Here is a 16283-nt window from a genome sequence, read left to right on the forward strand (position 1 = left end):
GTTCGAGCAGATGGAAGGCTTCGCACCGGCCGATCACCCTTCGGCCGGTGCCGTGCTGCGACCCCCACATTGCGCACGCGGCGCCGAATCCTCGGGGAGAGGACGTCAACGTGGAGATCACCCGTACCGCCGCCCGCCGCAGAACTCTCGCGGCGCTGGCCGGCACCGCAGTGATAGCCGTCGGTGTGCAGATACCCGCGTCCGCCGGCACGCCCACAGGCCAGGAGACCCCCCGCGCGGCCGGCTCGGCCGCCGCGAACGCCGGTTTCAGCGAGGCCGCCGACGAGGAGTACTACAAGGACGCCGAAGGCAAGACCGGCGAGGAACTCAAGACCGCCCTGAACACCATCATCAGCACCGGCGTCACCACGCTCTCCTACGACGAGGTCTGGGACGCGCTGAAGGAGACCGACCAGGACCCGGCGAACGCCGGCAACGTCATCCTGCTCTACTCGGGCGAGTCCGACTCCGCGGACAACAACGGCGGGGACACGGGCAACTGGAACCGCGAGCACGTATGGGCCAAGTCGCACGGCGACTTCGGCACCTCCAACGGCCCCGGCACCGACGTCCACCATCTGCGCCCGACCAACGTGCAGGTCAACAGCAGCCGGGGCAACAAGGACTTCGACGCGGGCGGCGAGGAGGTCGAGGGCGCGCCGGGCAACTTCACCGACGACGACTCCTGGGAGCCGCGTGACGAGGTCAAGGGCGACGTCGCCCGCATGATCCTCTACATGGACGTCCGGTACGAGGGCAACGACGACTTCCCCGACCTGGAAGCCAACGACGAGGTCGACAACGGCTCCGCGCCCAACCACGGACGGCTGTCGGTCCTCAAGCAGTGGAACGAGGAGGACCCGCCGGACGACTTCGAGAAGAACCGCAACCAGGTCATCTTCGACAACGTCCAGAAGAACCGGAACCCGTTCATCGACCACCCCGAATGGGTCGGCGAGATCTACAAGTAGACGGGCCCCGCGGCCGTTACGCGGACACTTCGCACGAGAGCACGGTGCCCTCGCCCCCGGAAGGGGACGAGGGCACCGCCGCTGTCCGGCCGGTTCAGTACTTCTTCGGCCGGTAGGCGTCGTACTCGTCGCTGCCCACGCCGTAGCTGAGCTTGCGGTGGTCGGTGCCGTGTCCGCCGCGCTGCTCGTAGGCCCAGTACGAATTCTTCGCGGAGCTGGTCCACTTCTGGAAGATCACCACGTGACGGGTGGTGTTGCTCCCGTTCGGGTCGATGATCAGGTCGCCCTTCTTCAGCGACGCCATCTTGATCTTCTTCGAGTACGTGGAGGAGGCCAGGCCCACGGTGTTCGTGCCCGGCTTGCTCAGCTTGAGCGCCATGGCGACGTAGCCGGAGCAGTCGGTGCGGTATCCGCCGAAGGTCTTGCTCTGGCTGTAGGGCACCTGGTGTCCGTCCACGGCCGTCAGCCAGGTCTTGGCACGGTTGATGACCGTGTCACGGCTGATGGCCTGTGCGTCCACGTCACGGCTGACGGACTTCTTGGCCTTCGTCTCCTCCGCCGTTCCGCCCGCCATCGCGGAGGGTGCCAGCGGGGCCAGCACCGCCACGCCCGCGGCTATCGGCAGAATCGTGCGCGTCATTCGCTTCATGTGTTCCCCGTGAATTGTGGAATTTTCCCTTTCGGGCTGACAGTCGAGCCGTCCGCCGGGCCGTTCCCAGGGGCACGTACGGACCGTGCGGGTGTTTCTCTTTTCCCGCGTCGCCCAACGGCCGGGAACGCTAGAGCCTTTGATGTGAACACGTCAAGACATGCCGGAGTGGAATCCCCGCGTCACCGGTGTCACCGATGACGGATGCCGGACGCGAATTCACACCGAAGCCTCCGCCGCGTCCCGGAAACCGGAATCGCGCCGGGCCCCGCCGCCCTCAGGTGCGGGGAGTCGTGCGACGGCGCAGCGCCCGGACCACCAGCCCCAGGAGGGTGGCGTTCACGAGCGCGGCGACGGCGACCGCAAGGAGGAACAGCAGGGCACCGAGCTGGGCCGATCCGAGCGAGTCCAGCCCCGCCGACAGCAGCGGCAGCACCGCGAGGCTCGTGGGCAGGGTGGCAGCCAGGGGCCACACACCGGCGAACGACGCGTCCGCGCCGCCGGCGACCGTTGTCTCCAGCGCCGTCCAGATCAGCAGGCCCGCGCACACCGCCAGGTAGCAGCGGGAGGGCCAGTTGTCCGTGGCGGCCGAGAGGATTCGCTTACCACTGTGATCTCGCATGTCACTTCCGGATGTTGTGGGGGGCCGTAGGCCATGCGTGTCCGGCCGATCCTCCTCCCGGGCACGGGGGGCGGCATGAGTACGTGTACTCAGATGACGCCCGGCACGGAAGCCGCCCGGACGGCAGGGCGAGCCCTCACCGGCGCCGGTGAGGGGGTCCGCTCACCGGCGCGCCCGCGCCGCCGCGACCGCCTCGTCACACGTGGCGTGCAGATTGAGGACGCCCGAGATGCCCGTGACCGCGAACAGCCGCTCGACCACCGGATGCAGCGGCCCCGCCAACTGCATCGACGTACGGGTGTGGGTGCGCAGCAGCAGATTGAGCACCGAGGAATCGGCGAACGTCACCCCGGAGAGGTCGACGACCAGCGCACCCGGATTCTGCGCCAGGGCGGCGTCCCGCACCGGCACGATCTCCTGGACCTTGCTCAGATCCAGTTCGCCGGAGAGCGTCAGCACCTCCACGCCGTCCTGACGCCGCCTCCCGACAGCGGGTGCGGGACCGTCCGCCTGCTGCTCGGTCCGCCTCGGCGCGGGCTCACCCGCGGCATCGTCACCGGTCGTCACAGCTTCATACCCTGTCACACGGCAGAGCCCACCGAGCTCACGCGACAGGCGCGCCCGCGTGCTCGGGATGCATCCACCGTGCCCGCATGGTCTTGCCGCTCGCCGTGGTCAGCACTTCGAGCGAATCGGCGCACTCCTCCGCGATCCGCAGACCCCAGCCGCCGCTGCCGTCGAGCCCTCCGGGGCGCCAACGGGGCGGAAGGGGGTCGGTGTCGGTGACCTCCAGCTGAACGCGGTGCTCCTCGACCGCGACGCGCAGGCGCCACCTTCCGCGGGCGTGGCGCTGCGCGTTGGTCACCAGTTCGGAGACCACCAGCAGCACTCCGGCCAGATCCACCCATGAGGACCTGCGCACCAAGTGCTCCTCGACCGCCCTTCTCACCTGCCCGATGTCGGAGCACCGCGAGTCCACTCGGAGCACTTGCTGCTCCCCGTCGCCTGTCGCCGTACCGCTTCGCGCCGTAGGCACAGGCATCACCTCCAGTTGCCGGCTCAGCAGACCGTCGTGTCGACGAGCCGCCCTCGGATCCCGTGCTCCCCCTCGGTCAGCAGCGCCTGTGGCGCTGCCGGGTGCGCCATCAACACCATTGCTTCTCCTCGGTCTCGAATGCGTCCAGGACGCGGTTCCCCGTCCGCCTGCCCGGCCACGCCCACGGCATGCGGAACTGCCGCCGAGAGGATGCGCATTACGCCCGATACGGACACGAAACGGTCAACGTGCTGAACGCGGGGGCGTGTTCGGCGGGATGCGGGGTACACGATGGACTCGACGTGTTCGACTGAGGAGAAGGGCAGGTCCAAGCGATGACAGCCGCCACGCCGTCCGTCGAGACAGTGGAGAGTGCCGGAAGCGCCGCTCCTTCCGTCCCCGGGGGACGGACAGCCGAGGGGGCACCGGAGGGGCTGCCGCCCGTCGAGGCGCCGGAGAAGGTCGCTCCCGAGGACGCGCGGCAGCTTTCGAAGTCTCTCTTCGACCGGCTCGCGGTCCTGGAGGAAGGCACGCACGAATACCAGTACGTGCGTAATACGCTCATCGAGATCAACCTCACGCTCGTACGGTATGCGGCGCGCCGCTTCCGTTCCCGCGGGGACGACATGGAAGACATCGTGCAGGTCGGCACGATCGGTCTCATCAAGGCGATCGACCGTTTCGACCTCTCGCGCGAGGTGGAATTCACCACCTTCGCCATTCCCTATGTCGTCGGTGAGATCAAGCGTTTCTTCCGTGACACCACTTGGGACGTCCGCGTTCCGCGCCGCCTCCAGGAAATGCGCATGGACCTGGCGCGGGCGAACGACAAACTCACCTCACGCCTGGGCCGCTCCCCCCGCGTCAGCGAACTTGCCGAACACCTCGGGGTGAGCGAGGAGGAGATCGTCGAGGGACAGGTCGCGGCCAACGGTTACAACTCCTCCTCGCTCGACGCCACCGTCAACGACGAGGAGGGCGAGGCGTCCCTGGCGGACGTGCTGGGCCAGTGCGACGAGGCGATGGATCTGGTCGAGGACTTCCACGCGCTCAAGCCCCTGCTGGCTCAGCTCTCCGAGCGGGACCGCAAGATCATCGAGATGCGCTTCGGCGACGAGATGACGCAGGCGCAGATCGGTGAGCACCTCGGGCTCTCCCAGATGCACGTCTCGCGGCTGCTCAGCCGCAGCCTCGCCGGGCTGCGCGCCGGGATGCTCGCCGCCGGCTAGCACGGCCGCCCCCTGCCCCGGGTGGAACACCGCGGACGCGGGCCCCGTGACATCGTGATGTCACGGGGCCCGCGTCCGCTTCTCCGCCGGGGGCGGCTCAGCGCTTGAAGGCGTCCTTGGCCTTCTCCTTGGCCTGCTTCGCGTCGCCCTTCGACTGCTCGGCGCGGCCCTCCGCCTCGAGCTCCTCGTCGCCGAGCGCCCGTCCGGCGGTCTCCTTGACCTTCCCCCTGACCTGATCGCCCTTGGCTTCGTTCTTCTTCTCAGCACTCACGACAAGCCTCTCCACGATCTTGATTCCTGTGCGCGGCCCGGGTACCCCTCGCCCCCTGCCGAAAACGTCGCCGGCGGCCGTCCCCGACTCCCGGGCAGGGCCTCACCTCCGCAGCGGACAACTCGTCAACAGCTCGGCGGAGGAGGCGTCTTGGGGCCTGGGCACCGTACGGCTGGGCGGGGGCCTGAGGCCGTGGTCCAGCCAGTCCTCCAGAGCGGTGAAGGCCGCGCGGTGACAGGGGGTCAACGGCCGGAGACGGTCCGGGTAGACGTCGGCGAGCGAGTCGACGTGGTTGCCGTCCTCGATGCGGTAGTAGCGGAAGAGCCCGCCGCGGGAGGCCCCGCGCACCATACGGGCGTAGACGTCGGAGACCTCGCTGACGGGCAGCAGGGTGTCGCGGGTGCCGTGCAGGGTGATCAGCGGCTTGCCGATCCTGCCGGTCAGGCCGATCCTCGCCACGGCGCGGTGCACCCCGGCGGGACGGGAGGCGTAGTCGTAGTCGGCGTCGCAGGGCGGGCCGCCCGGTGTGCCCGGCGCGCAGAACGGCGTGCCCGCCTCGGTGGCGCCGTCGAAGGACGGGTCGCTCTCCTCGCGGTAGATCCGCTGGGTGAGGTCCCAGTAGTTCTCGTAGAAGTACGGCCAGAGGAACTCGGTGCCGCGCGGGAACCCGGCGGCGTGCATCGCCGCCCGCGCCTTCCCGGCGCCCGGCCCGCCCTCGGCGTAGGCGGGATAGTGGCGCAGGGCGCGCGGCAGGAACGTCAGCAGGTTGGGCCCCTCGCCCCCTTCCCGCCACAGCGTGCCCTCCCAGTCCACACCGCCGTCGTACAGCTCCGGGTGGTTCTCCAGCTGCCAGCGCACGAGATAGCCGCCGTTGGACATCCCTGTGGCCAGGGTGCGGGTGAGCGGGCGCCGGTAGTGGCGTTCGACGGTCTGGCGGGCGGCGCGCGTGAGCTGGGTGACCCGCTCGTTCCACTCTGCGACGGCGTCGACGGGTTCGTCGCCGTCGCGGTGGAACGCCGCGCCCGTGTTGCCCTTGTCGGTGGAGGCGAACGCGTAACCCCGTGCGACCGCCCAGTCGCCGATGGCGCGGTCGTTGGCGTACTGCTCGCGGTTGCCCGGCGAACCGGCCACGACCAGGCCGCCGTTCCAGCGGGCGGGCAGCCGCATGACGAACTGGGAGTCGTGCTTCCAGCCGTGGTTGGTGTTGGTGGCGGAGGTGTCGGGGAAGTACCCGTCGATCTGAACGCCCGGCACTCCGCGCGGAGTCGGCAGCTTCTCCGGTGTCAGCCCCGCCCAGTCGGCGGGATCGGTGTGCCCGCTCGCCACGGTGCCCGCGGTGGTCAACTCTCGCAGGCAGGCGGCCTGTTGGTGTTCCGCCCCGGGTACGCGCGGGAGGCCGGTGCGGGCGCACCCCGGCTCCGCCGGCTGCTGGGCCGCCGCCCCGCCGGGCGCGGGGACGGCCAGCAGCGCCACGGTGAGGGCGGCGAGTGTGAGAAGGCGGTACGGGCGGTGGGCGGCGGCACTGCTGGCCCGTGTCATCAGGGAGCCTCCATGGGCGTGATGAGGGGTGGCGTCGGTGCGTGCCCGGCAACGCGGGCGTGCGGGGTCGTGCGGGATGTGCGGACAGGCGCACGACCGCGCTCGGTGCGGGTGCGTCGTCGGTGCGTGCCGGAGCCCCCGCAGATTACGAGCGCCCCGTGCGCCGGCCACACGTCCCCGTCCGACACCATCGCGGGGCCGCCCATGGTGGCGGCAGACATGGTCCGCGCGCCCCGTGCCGTGTTCTGCGTCCCGTGCCTGTGCCGTGTTCTGCGTCCCGCCGTGGCAGGGGTGAAGGCGGGAGCCCGGCGACGCACCCCTCGCGCGCCCCGGTGACGGGACGCGCGAGGAGGGAGGGAGAGACCCGGTGAGCGGCGCCGGGCGGTGTGGGTACTAGACCGTGATCGGCGCCCGCGCGGAGGAGTCGTGGGCGCGTGCGACCTCTGCCTCGACCTCGCGGTGCAGACGCTCGCAGGTGCGGCTGATGAGCCGGGAGACGTGCATCTGGGAGATGCCGAGCTGCTCGGCGATGCTGCTCTGCGTCATGTCGCAGAAGAACCGCAGGTAGAGGATGTAGCGCTCACGCTCGGGAAGGTTGCGCAACTGCGGCTTGACGGCCTCGCGGTAGGTTACGCGGTCGAAGCCTGGCTCGGTGGCTCCGAGGGTGTCCAGGAGGGAGTAGCCCTCCTCGTTCTTGGACAGTTCGGCATCCAGCGAGAGGGCGCTGTAGCTCTCCAGCGCCTCCATGCCGACGACGACGTCCTCCTGGCTCAGTCCGCTGTGCTCGGCGATCTGGGCCACCGTCGGCGAGCGGTCGTCGAGAGTGACGCCGAGTTCACGGCTGCTGGCCCGTACCCGGTTGCGCAGCTCCTGCACCCGGCGGGGCACGTGCAGGTCCCACATGTAGTCGCGGAAGTGCCGCTTGATCTCGCCCACGATCGTGGGCACGGCGAAACTCTCGAAGGCGCAGCCCCGCGCGGGGTCGTAACGGGCGACGGCCTTGACCAGGCCGAGCGCCGCGACCTGCTGGAGGTCCTCGAGATTCTCGCCGCGGTTGCGGAAGCGCTGGGCGAGACGGTCGGCCATCGGCATCCAGGCGCGGACCACCTCCTGCCGCAGCTCCTCCTTCTCCGGCCCGTCGGGAAGGGAGGTGATGCGCTCGAAGTGGGCCGCGGTCTCGGGTGCATCGTCATGCGGATGGCGTGCGTGCTTCGCACGGAAACGAACGGCTGACATGACCTGCTGCCTCCCGGTGCACGGTGATCTACGGGTAGCGCATCACCACGGGAAATGGACACGGCGATCAGGCGCGGCAGCGCCGACCGCCCTCCCGCAGCTGTGCCTGCTGGCCGAAGCACAAGGTGCTCAAAAACACCCAAAGGGTAACGACACCGTTCGTTACCCCCAATCACCTTCAAACTACGTCGCGGACGGGTCTCGTGCCACACGTGGAAGCCCCGGCACGCCACTGCGTGCCGGGGCTTCGGGCCGGAAGGGGAAGAGACCTGCCCGACCGGCTGTCCGGCCGCTCACCGCAGAGGGCCGGCCGGGGTGGCGGGGCCGGGACGTACGGCCCCCGGGAGTCAGCTCTGCGTTTCCTCCCGCTCTCCCTGAGCGATGGCCTCCTCCACCTCGGCGGTGCGCTCGGCCTCCTCGGCGGCGAAGCGTTCCGCGTCGAGCTTCTCGGCGATCTCCTCGTCCTGCGCCATCAGCAGATCGAGGTTCTGGTCGCCCATCTCGAACACGCCCATGTCCACGTACGCCCGCTGCAGCCGCTCGCCCCACAGCCCGATGTCACGGACGCAGGGCACGATGCGGCTGAAGAGGAGCTTCCGGAAGAGCTGCAGGAACTCCGACTGCTCACTGAAGGTCTCGGCCTCGGCGCGCGGGACTCCGAAGTTCTCCAGCACCTCGACGCCCTTGAGGCGGTCCCGCATGAGGTAGCAGCCCTCGATGACGAAATCCTCGCGCTCGCGCAGCTCCGCCTCGGTCAGCTGCTTGTAGTAGTCCCGCAGCGCCATGCGGCCGAAGGCGACGTGCCGCGCCTCGTCCTGCATGACATAGGCGAGGATCTGCTTGGGCAGCGGCTTGTTCGTGGTGTCGCGGATCATCCCGAAGGCGGCGAGGGCCAGCCCCTCGATCAGCACCTGCATCCCGAGGTAGGGCATGTCCCAGCGGGAGTCGCGGAGGGTGTCGCCCAGCAGGGACTGCAGGTTGTCGTTGATCGGGTAGACCATCCCGATCTTCTCGTGCAGGAAGCGGCCGTAGATCTCGGCGTGCCGGGCCTCGTCCATGGTCTGGGTCGCGGAGTAGAACTTCGCGTCCAGGTCCGGGACGGACTCCACGATCCTCGCGGCGCAGACCATGGCGCCCTGCTCGCCGTGCAGGAACTGGCTGAACTGCCAGGACGCGTAGTGCTGCCGCAGCTCGGCGCGTTCGGCGGCGCCCATCTTGTCCCAGTAGGACGTGCCGTGGAGGGACATGGCCTCGTCCGGGGTGCCCAGCGGGTCCATCGGATCGACCTCGAGGTCCCAGTCGATGCGCCGCTGACCGTCCCACTGCTTGTCCTTGCCCTTCTGGTAGAGGGCGAGCAGACGGTCGCGTCCGTCGTCGTACTCCCAGCTGAAACGGGCCGCGCCCGAGGCCGGGACCTGCCACTGCCCGGCTCCTGGATCGTGGGCGTAGAGGTCGTGCGTGGACATGGACGCCTCCTGACTCCGGGCCGGGTGCCGGTAGTCGGCAGGCTCACACGCCGGTTACCGCCGGGTCAACATGGGCCACGCGAAGTGCGCGCAGGGGATTGACGTCCTTGCTGACAAGCAGTCTCATAAACGGGAAGGCCGTACGTACCATCGGTAACCGTGTGGAGAGGTGCCCCAGCATGACGACCACCACCGACAACTCCCCCGGCGGGAAACCGGGGGACGAGATGCTCCGGGACGCCCTCGGCCGGCTCAAGGACAGGGAGCAGGTCGCCGAACGCCTGCTGGAGTCCTCCAAGAAGCACTCGTTCGACCCGGACACCGAACTGGACTGGGACGCCCCCTTCGAGGACGGCAAGTGGTTCTGGCCGCCGGAGCTCGTCTCGCTCTACGACACCCCTCTGTGGAAGCGGATGTCACAGGAGCAGCGCCTGGACCTGGCCCGCCACGAGGCCGCCTCGCTGGCGTCGCTGGGCATCTGGTTCGAGGTGATCCTCATGCAGCTCCTGGTGCGGCACATCTACGACAAGCCGCTCACCAGCAGCCATGTGAGGTACGCGCTGACGGAGATCGAGGACGAGTGCCGGCACTCCAAGATGTTCGCCCGCCTGATCACAAAGGGCGGCGCCCCCGCGTACCCGGTCTCCCGGCTGCACCACAACCTCGCCCGGCTGCTCAAGACCGTCTCCACCACCCCCGGTTCGTTCACCGCGACCCTCCTCGGCGAGGAGATCCTCGACTGGATGCAGCGGCTGACCTTCCCGGACGAGCGCATCCAGCCACTGGTACGCGGCGTCACGCGCATCCATGTCGTCGAGGAGGCCCGGCACGTGCGGTACGCGCGTGAGGAGCTGCGGCGTCAGATGGTCAGCTGCCCGCGCTGGGAGGCCGGGCTCACCCGCGTCAGCTCCGGCGAGGCGGCCCGCGTCTTCTCCGTCTCCTTCGTCAACCCGGAGGTCTACACGAACGTCGGCCTCGACAAGCGGGAGGCCGTGGCTCAGGTCAGGGCCAGCGGCCACCGGCGCGAGGTGATGCAGACCGGCGCCCGCAGGCTGACCGACTTCCTGGACGAGATCGGCGTCCTGCGGGGCGTCGGCCGGAAAATGTGGGTCTCCTCCGGACTCCTCGCCCGGTGAGGCGGTGATCCGGTGGGCCCCGGTGCCCGCCGTGCGGGCGCGGTGCGGCGGTTACGCTCGGAGGATGAGCAGCAGCGGCGCCGCCCCGGCCTATCGGAGACTCACCGTGGACCAGCGGCGGACGCAGCTGATCACAGCGGCTCTCGGCCTCTTCGCGCACCGTCCGCCCGAGGACGTCTCCCCCGACGACGTCGCGGCCGCCGCCGGAGTGTCACGTCCGCTGGTCTACCGGTACTTCCCCGGCGGCAAGCAGCAGCTCTACGAGGCGGCGCTGCGCAGTGCCGCGGACGAGTTGGAGCTGTGCTTCGCGGAGGAGCAGACCGGGCCGCTCACCAGGCGGCTCTCCCGCGCCCTCGACCGTTACCTCGCCTTCGTCGACGGGCACGACGCGGGTTTCATGGCCCTCCTCCAGGGCGGCAGCGTGGTGCAGACCTCCCGTACGCACGCGATCGTGGACGAGGTACGGCGCGCCGCCGCCGACCAGGTCCTCTTCCATCTCGGCTTCCGCCCCGAGGGCCGGCAGGCGGGCGCGCGACTGCGCATGACGGTCAGCACGTGGATCACCGCGGTCGAGGCGGCCTCGCTGATCTGGCTGGACGAGGACAAGCAGCCGCCCGTCGCGGAACTGCGCGACTGGCTCCTCGACCACTTCGTCGCGCTGCTGACGGTCACGGCCACACGCGACGCGGAGACGGCCGGCATCGTGCGGCGTGCGCTGGACACCGAGGAGCGGGACGGTCCGGCCGGCGAGCTGGCCCGGCGCATGCTGCCGCTGGTCTCGGACAAGGCGCATCTGCTGTGAGGTCCCGCACGAGCGCGCTGTTCCCGCTCCACGGACCCGCCCCGCGGAGTTGAACTTAAAGAGCGCTTGAAGCTCACGTAGCATGACTCCATGCCCACACAACTGTCCTGGCAGGCGAAGGAAGCGACCGTCGGCGAACTCGCCGAGCGCGCCGGGGTCGCCACCTCGGCGCTGCGTTTCTACGAGCGCGAGGGCCTCATCCACAGCCGTCGCACCTCGGGCAACCAGCGCCGCTACAGCCGCGACACCCTCCGCCGCGTCGCCTTCATCCGCGCATCGCAGCGCCTGGGCATACCCCTCGCCGCCATCCGCGAGGCGCTCGCCCTGCTGCCCGACAACCGCACCCCCACCCGGGAGGACTGGGCCCGGGTCTCGGAGGGCTGGCGTGCCGACCTCAATCAGCGCATCAAGCTCATGACGCAGCTTCGCGACCACCTCACCGAGTGCATCGGCTGCGGCTGCCTCTCCCTGGACCACTGCGCACTGGCCAACCCCTGCGACACACTCGGCGAACAGGGCCCCGGCCCGCGCTCGTTGGCCGGCTGCGAGCAGACCGGGTGCGGGGAGGAGAGCTGAATGCGCAGCGAGGAGACGGTCTTCCTCGGCGGCCCCATGGACGGCCGCGTCCTTCCGGTGGCCGTGGGGATGAACGGACGCCCGCCCCGTACGTACGAGATACCCGTGCCCTGCCCGGAGACCGGCAACACCACCGTGCACGTCTACCGGCTGGAGCCGGCGGCACACACCCGGCGGCTCGGACTGCCGCGCGGCTGGCGCTACGTACACGAACCCGAAGGGCGCCCGCGCGGAAAGCCGCGCTGGCCGTGGAGCCGCGCGGAGCCCCTGCGCGATCCGTGACGATTCACGGCACCCATGTGAAGTTTGCGAAGAAGTGCGGCGGTTCTGCTGGCGCCGTCCCCTTGCGCACCCTGTGCGCCCTATTCTGCTCCGCGTGACCCAAGGGACGGCCGGACTCCGCAGCTCAGATCCCCAGCAGCTGGGTCCGTACCGCCTGCACGGGGTGCTGGGCAACGGCCGCATGGGCACCGTCTACCTCGGGCGCGGGGCACCGCACCGCGGCGCACGCAAGCAGCTCGTCGCCGTGCGGGCGCTGCGGCCGGAGCTGATCCGCGACCGCCCGCTGCGCGCGCGGCTGCGGCAGGAGATGCAGACCGTCGCCAACAGCGTGCACAGTCCCTACGTCGCGGGGGCCGCGGGCTGCGAACTGGACGGCACACGGCCCTGGATCGCCCACGCCTTCGTGCCCGGCTCGTCGCTGGAGACCCTCGTCGCGCAGTACGGGCCGCTGCCCGAGACCGGCGTGCGCGCGCTGGGAGGCGCACTCGCACGTGCGCTGGTCGCCCTGCACTCGGTGGGGATGTCCCACCGCGATCTGGGCGCGCACAACGTGCTGCTCGCCGCGGACTCGCCGCGCGCCGTCGACTACGGGCTGGCCCTGGGCCGTATGAGCGGACCCGGCACCGACGAGGCCGCGGACGACGTCTTCGACGTGGGCGCGGCGCTGGTCCTCGCCGCCAGCGCCCACCGGCCCTTCGCCGCGAACATGCTGCCCATGGCGCGCGAGGACCCGGACCTGTCGGGCGTGCCGGACGCCCTGTGCCCGGCCCTTTTCGCCTGCCTGCACAAGACACCGGACGCCCGGCCCTCCCCCAAGGTCCTCGTCGACGCGCTGGACCTGGCAGGCATGGCCGAGGAGCATGCGAGTCACTGGCTTCCCGACGCCTACCTCAAGGACGCGGAGCAGGTGGCACACGCTGCCCGCGGCCTGTCGGGCAGGCGCCTCTTCGGGCGGTGACCGTCGCCTCTTCGGACGGCGACCGCTCCCGGCTCCCTTTCCAGCGGCACGGAGTGCCGCCGGAAGTGCCGCGGAACCGGGCGGGAGTGCCACCGCAGACCGCCTCCCGCTGCCGCCGCACGGGCGACGCACGCTCACCCTTCGGGTGACGGAGACGGACCCCGCGCCCGCCGTCCTCACCGGTAACAGCACCCGCCGTGCACGATCGCTGCGGTACCGAGTCAGATCGGAGGCGATCCCGTGTCACACCTGCCCGCACTGCGTTCCGTCGGCGCCGGGGCTCTGGCCTCGGTGACCGTCGCCGCGCTCGCCTTCCAGTCCCCGGCGGCGGCCGCGGACCCCGGCGGCAGGTCCGTCAGCGAACTGCTGCGCGACCTCCAGGTCCTCTACACCCGGACCGAGGCCGCCTCCGAGGCGTACAGGACGACGGCCAAGAAGCTGTCCCGGCAGCGCGAGCGCACACAGGACGCACAGGAGGCGCTGGCGTCCGTACGTTCCGCGCTGGCCGAGAGCCGCAGGGAGGCCGGCCGGGTCGCCCGTCAGCAGTACCGCCGCGGCGACATCGGCCTCCCTCCGCTCGCACAGCTCATGCTGACGCGTGACCCGCAGGGCGCACTGGACGGACTGCACGTGGTCGAACGGACCGCCGGGCGGCAGGCGCTGACCGTCCGGCGGCTGGTCGCCGGCGAATCCAGACAGCGGCAGCTCGCCGGCCGCGCCCGTAAGGCACTCGCCGAACAGCAGAAGCTGACGGAGCAGCAGAGGCGGCAGCGGGACGAGGTACGCACCCGGCTCCGGGGGGTGGAGAAGATCCTGGCGTCGCTCTCGGGCGAGCGTCTGGAGCGGATGCGCGGCATCGGAGCGGCACAACAGGGGGGCGCACCGCACACCTTGACGGCGGCGAGCAGCAAGTCCGGCAAACCGGGAAGATCGAAGGCGCGCCGCCTGCCGTCGTCCGCGGGGGCCCGGGCGGTGACGTACGCGCTGCGGCAGCTCGGCAAGCCCTACCGGTACGGGGCGGCCGGGCCGCGCGCCTTCGACTGCTCCGGGCTGACCTCGACGGCCTGGCGCAAGGCGGGCCGGAAGATTCCGCGCACCAGCCAGGGCCAGTGGAAGAAACTGCGGCACGTCCCCATGAACAAGCTGCGCCCCGGTGACCTCGTCGTCTACTACCGCTCCGCCTCGCACGTCGCGCTGTACGCGGGCCTCGGCAAGATCGTGCACGCGCCCCGTCCCGGCAGTGCGGTCAAGCTGGCATCCGTGCGCTCCATCCGGCAGGTGCGGGGCGCCGTTCGGCCGGACGCCGGGAAGCGCGCCCTGCGCCATTACACGCTGCCGAAGCGTCTGCTGTGAGACCCGGCCGCGGCGACGCCGCGGTTCTCGGGCGGTACTTCCCAGCCGCGGGCGGGTCCCCTTCCCCGCCCGCTCCCCGTCCGGTCACGGACCGGACGGATGAGGTGACGGCCGCCGCTCCGGGCAGTGCCCGGACGCGGCGGCCGTCCTCATCGGCGGGGTGACGCGGCGGCGTGCCGCGGCGGGGTGACACGGCGGGGCACGCGTCCGGGCAGTGCGCGGCCGTGCCTGCCGGCCTGTCAGCCTCCGGCGACCTCGCCGAGGTACGCCTCGGCCTTCTCCGGCTCGTAGAGGTACTCCTCGAAGTCGGACGGGTCGTTGAACCCGTTCGCGAAGCGGTCGGCGACCGGCTGGAACTGGCCGGCCGCGCCGATCACGTTGAGGACGTGCTCGGGCGGCGGGGCGAGCATCGCGTTCGTCCACTTGGTGGTGTGCCGTACCTCGGACCAGAAGCGGTCGAAGGTCTGCTGCATCCACTCCTCGTCGAAGGGCTCCTCGCCCCGCTCCAGGATGGACGCGAGATAGGCGGCGGCGCACTTGGAGGCCGAGTTCGATCCCTGCCCGGTGATGGGGTCGTTGGCGACGACGACGTCCGCGACGCCGAGCACCGCACCACCGCTGGGCAGCCTTCCGACGGGCTTGCGGACGGTCGGCGCGTACCGCCCGGAGAGCGTGCCGCCCGCGTCCGTCAGCTCCACCTTCGTGGCCCGCGCGTACTCCCAGGGCGTGAAGGACTCCATCAGCTCCAGGGTCCTGGCCAGGTGCTCGCCGGGGTCCTTGATCCCCTGGAAGACATCCAGGGGACCGCCCGGGATGCCCTCCCAGAAGAGGATGTCGCAGCGCCCCGACGTGGTCAGGCACGGCATGACGAAGAGTTCACCGACGCCCGGCACCAGATTGCAGCGCACGGCCTCGGTGTCCGGGTGCTCGGGGCGCGGGCCGAGTCCGGTGACGTAGCTGACGGCCAGGGCGCGCTGCGGAGCGTCGTAGGGCGAGCGCTCGGCGTCCCGGCCGAACATCGAGACCAGCTCGCCCTTGCCCGCCGCGACCAGGACGAGGTCGTACTTGCGGGCGAAGAAGTCCAGGTCGGAGACCGCCGCGCCGTGGATCACCAGCTGGCCGCCCCGCTGGGCGAAGGTCTCCATCCAGCCGGCCATCTTCACGCGCTGGTCGACGGACTGGGCGTAACCGTTCAGCTTCCCCAGCCAGTTGATGGCCCGCTGCGTCTCACCGGGCCCCTGGACGGACTCGGGGTCGGCCACGGAGACGCCCAGACCCTCGACCTTCGGGGCCTGGCTCTCCCAGAAGTTGGCCTGGATGTCGCGCTCGTGCTGGAGCGCCGTGTGGAACTGCATCTGGGTCGACATCACCCGGCCGCCGCGTATCTCCTCCGCTGTGCGGTTCGACATCACGGTGACCTCGTAGCCTTCCGACTGCAGGCCGAGCGCGAGCTGGAGACCGGCCTGGCCGGCTCCGACAATGAGTATCTTCCGCATGGCGGGGCTCTCTTCTCCGTCGTACGTGCGTGCAGTTGGGCGCCCGCTCACGCGGGCGTGACGTCCAGGGCGTGACCGACCAGTTCGAGAAGCGACTTCACGACCGTGGGCCTCTCGCGGGCGTCCATGATCACGACCGGTACCTGTTGCGGGACCGAAAGAGCCTCTCGCACGTCGTCCGCGGCGTACGCGGTGGTCCCCTCGAAGTGGTTGACCGCTACGACGTAGGGAAATCCGCAGCTCTCGAAGTAGTCCAGGGCCGGGAAGCAGTCCTCCAGCCGCCGCGTGTCCGCCATGACGACGGCCCCGATCGCGCCGCGCACGAGGTCGTCCCACATGAACCAGAAGCGCTGCTGGCCCGGTGTGCCGAAGAGATAGAGCACGAGGTCGTCCTCGAGCGTGATCCGCCCGAAGTCCATGGCGACCGTGGTGGTGGTCTTCTCCGGCGTCGAGGCGAGGTCGTCCGTCGCCTCGCTGGCCTGCGTCATCAGCGCCTCGGTCGTCAGCGGCTCGATCTCCGAGACCGAGGCGACCAGAGTCGTCTTGCCGACACCGAAGCCGCCGGCGACCACGATCTTGGTGGATATGGGGGCACGGGTGAGGTCCTCCTGCCAGTGCTGTATCCCGGGAGCGTCGTTCGCGCTCCGCGCCCCTTCCACGA

At 70.4% G+C, this 16283-nt stretch carries 18 protein-coding genes; 8 read left to right on the plus strand and 10 right to left on the minus strand.

The genetic code is table 11. The features are described 5' to 3' along the window. Positions 1-110 precede the first annotated feature (110 nt). A complete protein-coding gene (locus tag H343_RS0108380) occupies positions 111-971 on the plus strand; it encodes an endonuclease (protein WP_028430762.1) in 861 nt (286 codons plus the stop codon). A gap of 94 nt (positions 972-1065) precedes the next feature. Here the strand turns inward: H343_RS0108380 and H343_RS29630 are convergent, their stop codons facing one another. From H343_RS29630 to H343_RS29640, 4 genes are all read right to left on the minus strand, one after another. Further along, positions 1066-1620 (minus strand): NlpC/P60 family protein, encoded by a 555-nt coding sequence (locus H343_RS29630; RefSeq protein WP_158679535.1) that lies wholly within the window; start codon positions 1618-1620, stop codon positions 1066-1068. 277 nt (positions 1621-1897) lie between these two features. Continuing rightward, positions 1898-2242, minus strand: coding sequence for an SCO4225 family membrane protein (locus tag H343_RS0108390; protein WP_028430763.1), 345 nt, complete (start codon positions 2240-2242; stop codon positions 1898-1900). Positions 2243-2404: 162 nt separating this feature from the next. After that, on the minus strand, positions 2405-2809 hold the full coding sequence (locus H343_RS33540; RefSeq protein ID WP_051264820.1) for an STAS domain-containing protein: 405 nt from the start codon (positions 2807-2809) through the stop codon (positions 2405-2407). 37 nt (positions 2810-2846) lie between these two features. Then, entirely contained in the window at positions 2847-3284 is a 438-nt protein-coding gene (locus tag H343_RS29640; RefSeq protein ID WP_078505232.1) for an ATP-binding protein, read from the minus strand. 329 nt (positions 3285-3613) lie between these two features. Between H343_RS29640 and H343_RS0108410 the strand changes: the two genes are divergently transcribed. Next, entirely contained in the window at positions 3614-4507 is an 894-nt protein-coding gene (locus H343_RS0108410) for an RNA polymerase sigma factor SigF (RefSeq protein WP_028430764.1), read from the plus strand. A 97-nt stretch (positions 4508-4604) separates the two neighbouring features. Here H343_RS0108410 and H343_RS29645 read toward each other — a convergent pair whose 3' ends face one another. From H343_RS29645 to H343_RS0108430, 4 genes are all read right to left on the minus strand, one after another. Continuing rightward, positions 4605-4778 carry a CsbD family protein gene (locus tag H343_RS29645; RefSeq protein ID WP_078505354.1) on the minus strand — a complete coding sequence of 58 codons (174 nt, stop codon included), beginning with the start codon at positions 4776-4778 and terminating at the stop codon, positions 4605-4607. 102 nt (positions 4779-4880) lie between these two features. Next, on the minus strand, positions 4881-6317 hold the full coding sequence (locus tag H343_RS29650) for a 3-hydroxybutyrate oligomer hydrolase family protein (protein WP_037903079.1): 1437 nt from the start codon (positions 6315-6317) through the stop codon (positions 4881-4883). A 393-nt stretch (positions 6318-6710) separates the two neighbouring features. Then, positions 6711-7553: a SigB/SigF/SigG family RNA polymerase sigma factor gene (locus H343_RS29655; protein WP_051264823.1), complete on the minus strand. Its 843-nt coding sequence runs from the start codon at positions 7551-7553 to the stop codon at positions 6711-6713. 347 nt (positions 7554-7900) lie between these two features. Continuing rightward, a complete protein-coding gene (locus tag H343_RS0108430) occupies positions 7901-9019 on the minus strand; it encodes a ferritin-like domain-containing protein (RefSeq protein ID WP_028430765.1) in 1119 nt (372 codons plus the stop codon). Positions 9020-9198: 179 nt separating this feature from the next. On the opposite strand from H343_RS0108430, the gene H343_RS0108435 reads away from it, so the two are divergent. From H343_RS0108435 to H343_RS29665, 6 genes are all read left to right on the plus strand, one after another. Beyond that, positions 9199-10155, plus strand: a complete 957-nt coding sequence (locus H343_RS0108435; protein WP_028430766.1) for an AurF N-oxygenase family protein — start codon at positions 9199-9201, stop codon at positions 10153-10155. Between the two features lie 64 nt (positions 10156-10219). Further along, the gene (locus H343_RS0108440; protein ID WP_028430767.1) at positions 10220-10957 is read left to right on the plus strand and encodes a TetR/AcrR family transcriptional regulator; all 738 of its coding nucleotides are present in this window, start codon (positions 10220-10222) and stop codon (positions 10955-10957) included. 90 nt (positions 10958-11047) lie between these two features. Next, positions 11048-11533, plus strand: coding sequence for a redox-sensitive transcriptional activator SoxR (soxR, locus tag H343_RS0108445; protein WP_028430768.1), 486 nt, complete (start codon positions 11048-11050; stop codon positions 11531-11533). Further along, entirely contained in the window at positions 11534-11815 is a 282-nt protein-coding gene (locus H343_RS0108450; protein WP_028430769.1) for a hypothetical protein, read from the plus strand. It abuts the gene before it with no gap. Positions 11816-11909: 94 nt separating this feature from the next. Beyond that, on the plus strand, positions 11910-12773 hold the full coding sequence (locus H343_RS29660; RefSeq protein ID WP_158679536.1) for a protein kinase domain-containing protein: 864 nt from the start codon (positions 11910-11912) through the stop codon (positions 12771-12773). A gap of 240 nt (positions 12774-13013) precedes the next feature. Next, the gene (locus tag H343_RS29665) at positions 13014-14126 is read left to right on the plus strand and encodes a C40 family peptidase (RefSeq protein WP_051264826.1); all 1113 of its coding nucleotides are present in this window, start codon (positions 13014-13016) and stop codon (positions 14124-14126) included. A 239-nt stretch (positions 14127-14365) separates the two neighbouring features. On the opposite strand, the gene H343_RS0108465 is transcribed toward H343_RS29665, so the two are convergent. Together H343_RS0108465 and H343_RS0108470 are read right to left on the minus strand one after the other, a co-directional pair. Next, positions 14366-15622 (minus strand): styrene monooxygenase/indole monooxygenase family protein, encoded by a 1257-nt coding sequence (locus H343_RS0108465; protein ID WP_028430770.1) that lies wholly within the window; start codon positions 15620-15622, stop codon positions 14366-14368. 47 nt (positions 15623-15669) lie between these two features. After that, on the minus strand, positions 15670-16281 hold the full coding sequence (locus H343_RS0108470; RefSeq protein ID WP_106958813.1) for a GTP-binding protein: 612 nt from the start codon (positions 16279-16281) through the stop codon (positions 15670-15672). Positions 16282-16283 lie beyond the last annotated feature (2 nt).

The organism is Streptomyces sp. TAA204, from assembly GCF_000424965.1.

Coding starts and splice junctions, on each gene's coding strand:
- H343_RS0108430 (WP_028430765.1), bottom strand. CDS start 9,019: ATGTCCACGCACGACCTCTACGCCCACGATCCAGGAGCCGGGCAGTGG.
- H343_RS29630 (WP_158679535.1), bottom strand. CDS start 1,620: ATGAAGCGAATGACGCGCACGATTCTGCCGATAGCCGCGGGCGTGGCG.
- H343_RS29640 (WP_078505232.1), bottom strand. CDS start 3,284: ATGCCTGTGCCTACGGCGCGAAGCGGTACGGCGACAGGCGACGGGGAG.
- H343_RS0108465 (WP_028430770.1), bottom strand. CDS start 15,622: ATGCGGAAGATACTCATTGTCGGAGCCGGCCAGGCCGGTCTCCAGCTC.
- H343_RS0108435 (WP_028430766.1), top strand. CDS start 9,199: ATGACGACCACCACCGACAACTCCCCCGGCGGGAAACCGGGGGACGAG.
- H343_RS0108390 (WP_028430763.1), bottom strand. CDS start 2,242: ATGCGAGATCACAGTGGTAAGCGAATCCTCTCGGCCGCCACGGACAAC.
- H343_RS0108450 (WP_028430769.1), top strand. CDS start 11,534: ATGCGCAGCGAGGAGACGGTCTTCCTCGGCGGCCCCATGGACGGCCGC.
- H343_RS0108440 (WP_028430767.1), top strand. CDS start 10,220: ATGAGCAGCAGCGGCGCCGCCCCGGCCTATCGGAGACTCACCGTGGAC.
- H343_RS0108410 (WP_028430764.1), top strand. CDS start 3,614: ATGACAGCCGCCACGCCGTCCGTCGAGACAGTGGAGAGTGCCGGAAGC.
- H343_RS29650 (WP_037903079.1), bottom strand. CDS start 6,317: ATGACACGGGCCAGCAGTGCCGCCGCCCACCGCCCGTACCGCCTTCTC.
- soxR (WP_028430768.1), top strand. CDS start 11,048: ATGCCCACACAACTGTCCTGGCAGGCGAAGGAAGCGACCGTCGGCGAA.
- H343_RS29655 (WP_051264823.1), bottom strand. CDS start 7,553: ATGTCAGCCGTTCGTTTCCGTGCGAAGCACGCACGCCATCCGCATGAC.